This window comes from Burkholderia sp. lig30 (assembly GCF_000687455.2).
Lineage (GTDB): Bacteria > Pseudomonadota > Gammaproteobacteria > Burkholderiales > Burkholderiaceae > Burkholderia.
Map to the genome: position 1 here is coordinate 18540 of NZ_JGVW01000139.1, position 12019 is coordinate 30558.

General features: G+C 67.1%; 12 protein-coding genes. 6 read left to right on the forward strand and 6 right to left on the reverse strand.

Features of this window, described 5'->3' with window-relative positions:
* Window positions 1–35 precede the first annotated feature (35 nt).
* From LIG30_RS24495 to LIG30_RS24515, 6 genes are all read left to right on the forward strand, one after another.
* Window positions 36–260: a hypothetical protein gene (locus tag LIG30_RS24495; protein ID WP_038716374.1), complete on the forward strand. Its 225-nt coding sequence runs from the start codon at window positions 36–38 to the stop codon at window positions 258–260.
* 236 nt (window positions 261–496) lie between these two features.
* A complete protein-coding gene (gene gor / locus LIG30_RS24500) occupies window positions 497–1861 on the forward strand; it encodes a glutathione-disulfide reductase (RefSeq protein ID WP_038716361.1) in 1365 nt (454 codons plus the stop codon).
* Window positions 1862–2003: 142 nt separating this feature from the next.
* On the forward strand, window positions 2004–2276 hold the full coding sequence (locus LIG30_RS26715; protein WP_152986223.1) for a hypothetical protein: 273 nt from the start codon (window positions 2004–2006) through the stop codon (window positions 2274–2276).
* Between the two features lie 335 nt (window positions 2277–2611).
* Entirely contained in the window at window positions 2612–3289 is a 678-nt protein-coding gene (locus LIG30_RS24505) for a CsgG/HfaB family protein (protein WP_038716363.1), read from the forward strand.
* A gap of 48 nt (window positions 3290–3337) precedes the next feature.
* On the forward strand, window positions 3338–3706 hold the full coding sequence (locus LIG30_RS24510) for a DUF4810 domain-containing protein (protein ID WP_038716365.1): 369 nt from the start codon (window positions 3338–3340) through the stop codon (window positions 3704–3706).
* A gap of 10 nt (window positions 3707–3716) precedes the next feature.
* Window positions 3717–4382, forward strand: a complete 666-nt coding sequence (locus LIG30_RS24515; protein ID WP_038716366.1) for a DUF799 domain-containing protein — start codon at window positions 3717–3719, stop codon at window positions 4380–4382.
* A 164-nt stretch (window positions 4383–4546) separates the two neighbouring features.
* On the opposite strand, the gene LIG30_RS24520 is transcribed toward LIG30_RS24515, so the two are convergent.
* From LIG30_RS24520 to LIG30_RS24545, 6 genes are all read right to left on the reverse strand, one after another.
* A complete protein-coding gene (locus tag LIG30_RS24520) occupies window positions 4547–5848 on the reverse strand; it encodes an NAD(P)/FAD-dependent oxidoreductase (RefSeq protein WP_038716367.1) in 1302 nt (433 codons plus the stop codon).
* A 24-nt stretch (window positions 5849–5872) separates the two neighbouring features.
* Complete coding sequence (locus tag LIG30_RS24525; RefSeq protein ID WP_038716376.1) at window positions 5873–7177, reverse strand: NAD(P)/FAD-dependent oxidoreductase; 1305 nt, start codon at window positions 7175–7177, stop codon at window positions 5873–5875.
* 115 nt (window positions 7178–7292) lie between these two features.
* Window positions 7293–8876 (reverse strand): DUF3138 family protein, encoded by a 1584-nt coding sequence (locus tag LIG30_RS24530; protein ID WP_038716369.1) that lies wholly within the window; start codon window positions 8874–8876, stop codon window positions 7293–7295.
* A gap of 118 nt (window positions 8877–8994) precedes the next feature.
* The gene (locus LIG30_RS24535) at window positions 8995–9828 is read right to left on the reverse strand and encodes an ABC transporter permease subunit (protein ID WP_038716370.1); all 834 of its coding nucleotides are present in this window, start codon (window positions 9826–9828) and stop codon (window positions 8995–8997) included.
* A complete protein-coding gene (locus tag LIG30_RS24540; RefSeq protein ID WP_038716371.1) occupies window positions 9825–10811 on the reverse strand; it encodes an ABC transporter permease subunit in 987 nt (328 codons plus the stop codon). The genes LIG30_RS24535 and LIG30_RS24540 overlap by 4 nt, the downstream gene beginning before the upstream one ends.
* Window positions 10808–11962 (reverse strand): ABC transporter ATP-binding protein, encoded by a 1155-nt coding sequence (locus LIG30_RS24545; RefSeq protein ID WP_038716377.1) that lies wholly within the window; start codon window positions 11960–11962, stop codon window positions 10808–10810. Before LIG30_RS24545 ends, LIG30_RS24540 begins: the two co-directional genes overlap by 4 nt.
* Between the last annotated feature and the right edge of the window lie 57 nt (window positions 11963–12019).

Consider the following 12019-nt stretch of genomic DNA (forward strand, 5'->3'; position numbering starts at 1 on the left):
GATGCGGCTCACGATTCACTTGAAAGGGGATGACGATGGGTATCCTGAATACCGTTGGTGAAATCGCCGGTGCCGTGGCGGCAGTCGAGGCTGCCGAGAAGGTCGATCCGGATGCGGGCCTGCTGACCAAGGCGGCAGCGGCCGTCGCGGGCTTCAAGGGCGCCGAGGCGCTCGAAGGCCTGCTCGAAAAGAAGGAAGAGAAGCCGGAAGAGGCTGCGGACGACACGACGGCGTCCGACGGCGACACGTCGCAGGCTTGAGCATGGTGGCCGGCCGGGCGTGGCCGCGCGCATGCGCGCGGCCACGCGGGCCGGCGCCGCGCAGCCGGCGTGCCGGGCATGCGGTCGATCGGTGACGCGTGGCAACCCCGGCGGGCTGGTTTGACGGGCGAGAGGGCATCACCTCTCGCCATTTTTTTGCGTGCCGCCGCCACGCGCCGCAGGGAAACCGGAATCTTGCTATCGTGCCGTCATCAGAACCGCGATGAGGGAATGCGATGGAATTCGATTACGACCTGTTCGTCATCGGCGCCGGCTCGGGCGGCGTCAGGCTGGCACGGATGTCGGCATCGTACGGTGCGCGCGTCGGCATCGCGGAAGAGGAGCAGATCGGCGGCACCTGCGTGCTGCGCGGCTGCATCCCGAAGAAGCTGCTCGTCTATGCGTCGCATTACCCGCACGAAATCGAGGACGCGAAGGGCTTCGGCTGGACCTTCGGCGACGGCGCGCTCGACTGGCCCGCGCTGATCGCCGCGAAGGATCGCGAGATCGAGCGGCTGAGCGGCATCTACGTGAATCTGCTCGCGCAGTCCGGCGTCGGGATGCATGCCGGGCGCGCGACGCTCGTCGACGCGCACACGGTCGCCGTCGGGGAGCGGCGCATCACCGCGCGCCACATCGCGATCGCGACCGGCTCGCGGCCGTCGCTGCCGCCGCTGCCCGGCATCGAGCATGCGATCACGTCGCGCGAGGCGCTGTCGCTCGCCGCGCGCCCGGCGCGCATCGCGGTGGTCGGCGGCGGCTACATCGCGGTCGAGTTCGCGGGCATCTTCAACGGGCTCGGCAGCCGCGTCGAGCAGTTCTATCGCGGCGCGCAGATCCTGCGCGGCTTCGACGACGACGTGCGGCAGTTCCTCGCCGCCGAGATGACGAAGCAGGGCGTGACGATCCGCACCGGCGCGTCGGTCGATGCGATCGAGCGCGCGAGCGACGGCACGCTCGGGCTGCGCGTCGGCGGCGCGCTGGCCGGGCCGTACGACGCGGTGCTGTATGCGACCGGCCGCGTGCCGAACGTCGAAGGGCTCGGGCTCGAAGCGGCGGGCGTCGCGCTCGACGCGCGCGGCGCGATCGCGGTCGATCCGTATTCGGCCACGTCGGTCGGCTCGATCCATGCGATCGGCGACGTGACGTCGCGGCCGCAGCTCACGCCGGTCGCGACCCGTGACGGCGGCTTGCTCGCCGCGACGCTGTTCGGCGGGCGGCGCATCGCGGCCGATCACGAGTGGGTGCCGTCCGCCGTGTTCAGCCAGCCGGAAGTCGCGACCGTCGGGCTTACCGAGGCGCGTGCGCGCGACGTGCATCGCGAGGTGGACATCTACCGCACGTCGTTCAAGGCGCTGCGCCATACGCTGTCGGGGCGCGACGAGCGCACGCTGATGAAGCTCGTCGTCGCGCGCGACAGCCAGCGCGTGGTCGGCGCGCACATGGTCGGCCGCGACGCGGGAGAGATCATCCAGGGCATCGCGATCGCGATTCGCGCGGGCGCGACCAAGGCGCAGTTCGACGACACGATCGGCATTCATCCGACCGCAGCGGAGGAATTCGTCACGATGCGGCAGACGGTGGCGGATCCGGCGGGTTGAGCGCGAAAGCGCGCTGGTCTGAATCTTTTCTGTGCCATTCGGGCGGATGGGCCATTGGCAGGCGTGTGACCCATCCGCCTTTCCCGGTGTTTACGAAGCGTGGCGTAACGAAAATCACGGAGCGTGATTTTCGGGAAAGCGCATGCGCCGCAAAACCGCGCTCCGAAAATGCGAAATCGAGCTTCCGGGTTTATCTCTTATCGTGTGTCGCGTTGCAGCGCAACGCTTCAACGTCGAAACAATTTGCACTGCCGTTGAGTCGCGTGTATTTGGATTTTTCGATTTGGGGGGCGGTGGCTGCCACGAGACCTTCGCGAAGGCGCATACCCCAGCAAGCTCGTCCGCCATGCTGTTCCAGCGCAACGCGGCAACTCAAATATTGCCAATGACGCAAAAGATAATCCGGTCCGGATAAGGACTTTGGTATTATTACGAAAAATTATATTCACGGGGCCAGCAATGCGCGATCGACGGTGCAGCAAACAGAATAATCGAGTGACTGCCGGGCGCGTAAATCGCGGCCAATCGGCCACATATCCGTCATTCGCGGCGACGCTTCCGTCGCGCGCGCTTCCGCTCCCGATTTCAATTCAATTCCCCCTATAGCCGTTCGGCGAACCAGGCCCGTCCCGCGTGCGCGTTGAGTCAACGCTGCCGCAACGGCTTCGCGCCGATTCCTGTTTCGACGCCCGGCCCGTCCGGGCGCCGGCATGCCCTCACGGGCAACCTTTCCTTGCAAGGAGACCAGCAGTGAACATCCAGAAACGACGCGGCTTTATTGTCGCCGCGGCCGTCGCCGTGGCGCTGTCGGGCTGCGCGACAGAGTCGTCGCGAACGTTGGCGGTGTCCGCGGTCAGCAGCGCGCAGAAGCCATACGCAGGCAAGCCGGTCGCGATCGCGGTCGGCAAGTTCGACAACCGTTCGAGCTATATGCGCGGCATCTTCTCCGATGGCATCGACCGTCTCGGCGGCCAGGCGAAGACGATCCTCGTCACGCGCCTGCAGCGGAGCCGCCGCTTCAACGTGCTTGATCGCGAGAATCTCGACGAGATCAGGCAGGAAGCCGGTTTCCTGAAGAAGGCGCAGGCCGTGAAGGGCGCGAACTACGTGGTGACGGGCGACGTGACCGAGTTCGGTCGCAAGGACAGCGGCGATCACCAGCTGTTCGGCATCCTCGGCCGCGGCAAGACGCAGGTCGCGTACGCGAAGGTCAACCTGAACATCGTCGACACGACGACGTCGGAAGTGGTCGCATCGAGCCAGGGCGCGGGCGAATTCAGCCTGTCGAACCGCGAGGTGATCGGCTTCGGCGGCACGGCCGGCTACGACTCGACGCTCAACGGCAAGGTGCTCGACCTCGCGATCCAGGAGGCCGTCAACCATCTCGTCGACCAGGTCGACGCAGGCGTGCTGAAGCCCGCGAAATAAGCGCGCGCTTCATCGTTCACATTCGACAACACGAAAAGAGACCAGACCATGAAACGGGGTATCTGGCTGCCGGCAACGGCGGCCGCATTGCTGCTCGCGGGGTGCGCCGCGTCCACGCCACCGCTCTACCAGTGGAGCGGCTACCAGCCGCAGGTGTACGAATACTTCAAGGGGCAGTCGCCGCCGCAGGCGCAGATCGACGCGCTCGAGAAAGCGCTGCAGGAAATTCGCGCGAAGGGCGACACGCCGCCGCCGGGCTTCCATGCGCATCTCGGGATGCTGTACGCGAGCGTCGGCAAGGAGCAGCAGGCCGAACAGGAACTGCAGGCCGAGAAGCAGCTTTTTCCGGAATCCACCGTCTATATGGATTTCCTGATGAAGAAGAAGCCCGCCCAACAGAAAACCGCCCAACAGTGACGCGCGCACCATGTTCAAGTTCCTTTCCTTCAAGCTGCTGCCCTTGCTGTCGATCGTCACGCTGTTGAGCGCGTGCGCGCAGCCGGTGAAACGCCCGGACTACACGGCGTTCAAGAAGAGCCAGCCGCGCTCGATCCTCGTGCTGCCGCCGGTCAACGAAACCTCCGACGTCGCCGCGACCTACGGAATGCTGTCGCAAATGACGGCGCCGCTCGCCGAGTCCGGCTATTACGTCGTGCCGGTCGCGGTGATGGACGAAACCTTCAAGCAGAACGGCCTGGCCAACGCGGCCGAGATCCAGGGCACGCCGCCCGCGAAGCTGCGCGAGATCTTCGGCGCGGATGCCGCGCTGTACTCGAAGGTCACGCAGTACGGCACCGTGTACCGGATTCTCTCGAGCGCCACCGTCGTGTCGGCATCGGCCAAGCTCGTCGATCTGCGCACCGGCGACGTGCTGTGGCAGGGCCGCGCCAGCGCGAGCAATGACGAAGGCGGCAACAACGGCGGTGGCGGGCTGATCGGCATGCTCGTGACGGCCGCGGTCAAGCAGATCGCGAATACGCTGATGGACCAGAGTCACGACATCGCCGCGTCTACGAGCAGCCGGCTGTTGTCGGCGGGGCCGCCGACCGGGCTGTTGTACGGCCCGCGTTCGCCGAAGTACGGCACCGACTGACGAACGATCGCGTGCGCCGCGCGGCGCATGCATCCCGTGACCGGTGCGTCGCATGACGCCTCGGTCACGTCGGCACGACCGGCCGGCGCGTGTTGCGCCGCCGGCCGTGCCGCGTCAGGCATGGCGCGCGTCGCGCGCGATGTCGTCGCGTCGGCGGCGCCGGCTCATCGCCAGCCGACCGCATCCAGCATCCGGTACCAGCTCATCGCGAGCACGAGCGCCGGCGTGCGCAGCGATGCGCCGCCCGGAAAATCGCGATGGCGGATCTTCTCGAACAGGTCGAAGCGGCTCGCCTGCCCGTTGATCGCTTCCGCGATCAGCTTGCCGGCCAGCGCGGTCGTGTTGACCCCGTGCCCCGAGAACCCCTGCGCGAAATACACGGTCGGCGCGATGCGCCCGAAATGCGGCGCGCGGCTCATCGTGATGTCGACGAAGCCGCCCCACGCGTACTCCACCTTCACGTCCGCGAGCTGCGGAAACGTCTTCAGCATGTCGCGCCGCATCGCGCCGCCGAGATCGCGTGGCGGCCGCGTCGAATAGCTGACCTTGCCGCCCCACACGAGCCGCGTATCCGGCGCCGGGCGGAAATAGTCGAGCACGAAGCGGCTGTCGCAGACCGCCGCGCGCGCCGGCATCAGCTCGGCCGCGCGCGTCTCGCCGAGCGGCTCGGTGGCGATCACGTACGTGCCGACCGGCATGATCTTCCTCGACAGCGCGGGCGCGAGTGCGCCGAGATACGTATTGCACGCGAGCACGACGAAACGCGCGCGCACGTTGCCGTTGTCCGTTTCGACGAGGTGGCCGTCGGGGATCGTGCGCACGCGTGTCACCGCGCTGTTCTCGTGAATCCGCACGCCGGCTTCGGCGGCCGCACGCGCGAGCCCGAGCGTGTAGTTGAGCGGATGCAGATGGCCGCTGTCGGGATCGTACAGGCCGCCCTGATAGCGCGACGACTGCACGAAGTCGCCGATCTCGTCCGCCTCGACGAAGTGAAAGCGCGCATGGCCGAAGCGTTTCGCGGCGGTGTCGCGCCAGCGCTGCAGCCCGTCGGCGTCGCGTGCGGTGTTCGCGGCGGTCAGGTAGCCCGGCACATACGCGCAGTCGATCCGGTGCCGCTCGATGCGCGACTTGACGAGTGCGAGCGATTCCTGGCCCATGTCCCAGACGCGTGCGACGTCCGCTTCGGGCATGTGGCGCGCGAACGTGTCGATGTCGCACGCGTAGCCGCCGATCAACTGGCCGCCGTTGCGGCCGCTCGCCGCCCATCCGACCCGCGACGCCTCGAGCACGGCGACCGAATAGCCGTGCTCGGCGAGGTTCAGCGCGGTCGATATGCCGGTCAGGCCTGCGCCGATCACGCACACGTCGGCGTCGACGGTGCCGGCAAGCGGCGGGTGGCAGGTGTCGTCGTTGGTGGTGGCCGAGTAGTACGACGCGGCGTGCGGTTGGTTCGCGAATGTCAGCATAGTAGGGATGACTGAGTGAATGGCTCAGAACAGGTCGAGCATCCGGTGATACAGCATGCCGAGTTCGAGCGCGGGCGCGCGCCATGCGGCGCTTCCCGGGAAGCGCCGGTGCCGCACGCGCGAGAACAGGTCGAATGCGCGCGCGTCGCCTGCGATCGCGTCGGCGATCACGCGTCCTGCGATGCCGGTGAGCGCGACGCCGTGCCCGCTGAAGCCCTGCACGTAGAAGAAGGTCGGATCGATCGCGCCGAAATCCGGCGCGCGGTTGCGCGTCACGTCGACGAAGCCGCCCCACGCGTAATCGACGCGCACGTCGGCGAGCTGCGGAAACACGCCGACCATGCGCTGCCGGATCGCGCCGGCCAGCGCGGGGGGCGACGCGCCCGCGGAATCGGCGCGGCCGCCGAACAGCAGCCGGTGATCGGCGGACAGCCGGAAGTAGTCGAGCAGGAAATTGTTGTCGCACACCGCCTCGCGCTGCGCGATCAGCGCATCGGCGCGTGCGCGGCCGAGCGGTTCGGTCGCGATGATGTACGACGCGACCGGTGCGATGCGCGCCGCGACGGGCGCGGGCAGCACACCGCCCGGGCCCGCGTTGCAGCAGGCGACGACGAACCGGCAGCGCACCTCGCCCGACGGCGTGCGCACGACCGGCCGCGCATCGCGCGCGACGTCGAGCGCCGGCGAATGCGCGAACAGCGCCGCGCCTTCGCGCCGGGCGGCGTCGGCGAGCCCGAGGCAATACCTGAGCGGGTGGAGATGACCGGAGAGCGGATCGTAGACCCCGGCGAGATAGCGCTGCGACGCGACACGCGCGCGGATCGCGTCGGTATCGAGCCACGTCAGCGACGGATGTCCCCAGCGCGACGTCGCCGCGTCCATCCATGCGCGCAAGTCGCCGACGCGGCGCGCTTTCGTCGCGACGGTCAGGTAGCCGCGCGTGAAGTCGCAGTCGATCCCGTAGCGCGCGATCCGCTCGGCGATCAGCGCGACGCCGTCGAGCGACAGCGCCCATGCGGCGCGCGCGCCTTGCGCGCCGAGCCGGCGCTCGATCTCGCCGTCCTTCGCGAAGCCCGCGATCGCCTGGCCGCCGTTGCGTCCCGATGCACCCCAGCCGGGCCGGTACGCATCGAGCACGGCGACGGACAGCCCGCGCGCACGGCATTCGAGTGCGACCGACAGTCCCGCGAAGCCGGCGCCGATCACGCACACGTCGACGTCGAGCGTGCCGTCGAGCACCGGGTCGTCGTCGGCGGGCCGCGTGGCGGTCGCCTCGTAGTATGAATCGCGCGCGAGGGCCTCGGCGCGGCGGGCAAATGTGTCGGTCATGAACCTGGAATCCTTCTGGGGCTTGTTCCCGCTAATAACCGGCTTGCGCTGGCCGCCGCGGCCCGGCGAGACGCGATGCACCGCGCGCGGGGCGCGGCGCATCGCGCAGCCTGCGTCAGAACGAATAGATGAACTGCGTCGCGAGCAGGTCGTTGGACTTGCCGTACGACCCGTCGTTGCGCAGGAACACCCTGTTGTTCGCCCAGTCGTGGCGGTATTCGACCTTCACGGTGATCTGCTGGGTCGGATAGAACAGCAGGTCGAGCGAGACGTCCTGGCGGTTCGTGCCCTTGCATTCGAAGCCGAGCCCGCCGTTCGCCTGCGAATTGGCGAGACAGTCGGCGCCGATGCCGAAGCCGTTGTACGGATCGCGGCCCTGGCCGTTCAGCGCGATGGCGCCGCCGCCGCCGCCGTTCTTGCTGTTGACGAGCAGGTCGTAGCGCAGCGTCGCGCCCATCCGGCCGACCACCGGCAGCGTGAACTTGCGGTGCGCGAGCAGCGACAGGCCGTACCACTGCGAGTCGCCGCCGTTGAACGCCGCATGCTGCTGCTGGCCGAAGTCGACTTCCGCGTTGTACTGGATGTCCGCGAGCGTGTAGGTCGCATCGAGCTCGCCGAAGAAGAACGAGCCCGCCGAGCTGGGCGACTGGCCGCCCGGACCGTAGACGAAGGTGCCGGGAATCGGGTTGCCGTTCGCGTCGGTTGCCTGCGCGGAAGACAGCGTCTGGCGGCCGATGTTGAACGACCCGCCGATGTCGAGCGCACTCGACCACGTGTAGTCCGCGCGCGCGGTGAAGCTCGGGACCTTGTTGCTGGTCGTGATCGGATCGCCGAGCGCATTGGTGCCGGTCTGCGTGACCGAGCCGGACGTGCGGTACTGCTCGTTGCCGAGGAAGAACTTCCACGCCCAGCTGCCCGACGTGTAGTTCGCGCCGATGCCGATGTAGCTGCCCGGGTCGGAGAAGTCGTACAGCAGGTTGTGCGTGAGCGTGAGCATCTGGTTCGACTGCTGCACCTCGTAGCCGCCGAAGCTCGGGATCAGGCCGGCGACGAGCGTGGTCGACGCCGTGAGCGGCACGTTGACGACCGCCGTGTTCAGGATGTTGTTGCCGATGGTGCCGCGCGAGTTCTGCAGCAGCGTGATGCCGTTGCCGCGGTTCGGCATCAGCGTGATCTCGGCGGACGGCGCCATCGGGCCGACGCCGAAGGTCTTCTTGATGTCGAGGTACAGGTCGCCGAACGTGCTGTTGAAGTAGTTGTACGCGCTCTCGTGGTTCGCGAACAGGAACGACGACGAGCTCGCCGCGCGGTTGTACACGTAGGTCGGATCGATGTAGCCGGTGACCGACAGCCCGGCGATCGGGCCGGTGTTCGCGGCATCCGACAGCGAGTCGACCTTCAGCTGCTGGTTGGCGATCTGCTGCTTCATCTCCGTCACGTCGTCGTTGGTCAGCGCGGCCGGCGCCCGGCCGTAGTCCGGCGACGACACGTCGACAGGCGCGGCGGCCGGCGCCGCGGCGAGCGCGGCCGTGCCGGCGCCGCCCGGCTTTACGGCGAGCAGCGACTGCATTGCCTTCATCTGCTTTTGCAGCGCGTTCACCTGCGCCTGCAGCGCCTTGATCTGCTCGGATGTCGAGTCGGCCAGCGCGATGCCCGGCAGTGCGCCGGCCACCAGCAGGCAGATCAGTTTCTTCTTCATGCGGATTCTCCTAGCGGGTCGTGTTGTCCTGAAAGGCCGTCGGCCTCGCGCGCCGCACGAGGCGGCGCATGTCTGTTTGTGGTTGTGTCGGGTGGTCCTGAATCGAAGCGGAGGGCGCTCAGGAGAACGCGACGCGCATGTCGTTGAGCCGGCGCCGGTCGCGCATGATCATCATCTGGTTGACGCCGATCACGCCGATCGTCACCGCGGTGATGAACAGCGTCGCGAGCGCGTTCATTTCCGGGTTCAGGCCGAGCCGCACGCGCGAGAACACGACGAGCGGCAGCGTGGTCGAGCCGGGGCCGGACAGGAACGCCGACAGCACGAGGTCGTCGATCGACAGCGTGAACGACAGCAGCCAGCCCGACAGCAACGCCTGCGAGATCAGCGGCAGCGTCACGACGAAGAACACCTTGAGCGGCGTCGCGCCGAGATCGAGCGCGGCTTCCTCGAGCGACTTGTTCATCTCCTTCACGCGCGACTGCACGATGATCGCGACGTACGACACGCAGAGCATCACGTGGCCGATCCACATCGTCACCACGCCGCGTCCCTTCGGCCAGCCGAACATCTGCTCGAGCGCGACGAACAGCAGCAGCAGCGAGATTCCCTGGATCACCTCGGGAATCACGAGCGGCGCGTTGATCATCCCGGCGTACAGCGTGAAGCCCTTGAAGCGCCCGAAGCGTGCGAGCACGAAGCCCGCCCAGGTGCCGATCACGACCGACGCGCAGGCGGTCAGCAGGCCGATCTTCAGCGACAGCCATGCCGCGGTCATCAGCTCGTCGTCCTGCCACAGCGCGGCGTACCACTTCAGCGAGAAGCCCGACCACACGGTGACGAGCTTCGACTCGTTGAACGAATAGATGACGAGGCTGATGATCGGGATGTAGAGGAACAGGAATCCCAGCGTCAGCACGCCGACCGACAGAGGCTTGTTCGGCTTGGTCATTTCGCGTCTCCCAATTCCTTGACCTGGTAGTACTGGAACAGCGCCATCGGCACGAGCAGCAGCAGCACCATCGCCACCGTCACCGCCGACGCCATCGGCCAGTCCATGTTGTTGAAGAACTCGTCCCACATCACGCGGCCGAGCATCAGCGTGTCCGCGCCCCCGAGCAGCTCCGGAATCACGTACTCGCCGACGGCCGGGATGAACACCAGCAGGCTGCCGGCGATGATCCCGTTCTTCGACAGCGGCAGCGTGATCCGCGTGAACGCGACCCACGGCTTCGCGCCGAGGTCGTACGCGGCCTCGAGCAGCGTGAGGTCCATCTTGCAGAGGTGCGCGTAGAGCGGCATCACCATGAACGGCAGGTACGAATAGACCATCCCGATGTAGACGCCGATGTCGCTGTGGTAGAGCCGCAGCGGCGAATGGATCACGCCGATCGCCATCAGCGCATGATTGAGCAGGCCGTCGTCCTTCAGGATGCCGATCCATGCGTAGACGCGGATCAGGAACGACGTCCAGAACGGCAGCATCACGGCCATCATCAGGATGTTGCGCGTGCGCGGCTCCGAGCGCGCGATGTAGTACGCCATCGGATAGCCGATCAGCAGGCAGCACACCGTCGACACCGCGGCCATCTTCAGCGAGCTGAGATAGGTCGCGACGTACAGGTCGTCCTGCAGCAGGAACGCGTAGTGCGACAGCTGCAGCGCGAACTGCACGGCGCCATCCTTGACGGTCATCAGCGCGGTGTACGGCGGGATGCCCATCATCTGGTCGGCGAAGCTGATCTTCAGCACGAGCACGAACGGCAGCGCGAAGAACACCGCGAGCCAGAGGAACGGCACGCCGATCACGACACTGCGGCCGGACGGCAGGAATCGCGCGAGGGCGCCGGAGCGGTGCGCGCGCGGGCGGGCCGGCGAGGCGGCCGGTGCGCCGGTCGACACCGGCGCGGACGAAGTGGAGGCGGGAGTTCTCATTGCGTCAGCACCACGCCGCTAGCGGGCGACCAGGAGACGAACACGTCGTCGTTGTAGGAAGGCGCGCCGTCGTGCAGCAGGTGCGAGCTGGAGAGATTCGACATCACCGTCTTGCCGCTCGGCAGGCGCACGTGATAGAGCGAGTAGCTGCCCATGTACGCGATGTCGGTCACGACGCCGCGCGCCCAGTTGTGCGGCGTGGCCGGCTTATCGCGCGACACGTGCACGCGCTCCGGGCGCACCGAGATGCCGACCGGCATGCCGAGCGGCCCGGTCACGCCGTGGCTCACGTACATGCGCGTTTCGAGGTCGTCGCTCTCGACGAAGATGTGGTCCGGCTCGTCCTCGACGACGCGCCCCTCGAACAGGTTGGTCGAGCCGATGAATTCGGCCGAGAAGCGGCTGTTCGGGTATTCGTACACGTCGCTCGGCGAGCCGATCTGCACGATGCGGCCTTCGCTCATCACCGCGAGGCGGCTCGCCATCGTCATCGCTTCTTCCTGGTCGTGCGTGACCATCACGCAGGTCACGTCGACCTTCTCGATGATGTTGACGAGCTCGAGCTGGGTCTTCTGGCGGATCTTCTTGTCGAGCGCGGACATCGGCTCGTCGAGCAGCAGGAGCTTCGGGCGCTTGACCAGCGAGCGCGCGAGCGCGACGCGCTGCTGCTGGCCGCCCGACAGCTGGTGCGGCTTGCGCTTCGCGTACTTGCTCATCTGCACGAGCGCGAGCGCGTCGGCGACGCGTTCCGCGATCTCGTTCTTCGGCGTGCCTTCCTGCTTCAGCCCGAACGCGACGTTCGACTCCACCGTCATGTGCGGAAACAGTGCGTAAGACTGGAACATCATGTTCACCGGGCGGCGGTACGGCGGCAGCGTCGCGAGATCCTCGCCGTCGACGAAGATCTTGCCGGAGGTCGCGGTCTCGAGGCCCGCGAGCATGCGCAGCAGCGTGGACTTGCCGCAACCGGAACTGCCGAGCAATGCGAACAGTTCGTTCTTCGCGATCGTCAGGTTCACGTTGTCGACGGCGGTGCTGTCGCCGAATTTCTTCACGACGTTTTCGATGCGCACGAACGCGTCGTTCTTCACACGGGCCGTGGCGGCCGGTTGCGCGTGTCGCGCTGCGTCGGGACTGGGAATCGATTGCATGAGTTTCACCATTCGTTCATCACGGATTGCAGGCGTGAGCGTCCCCGCGCGAGGCGC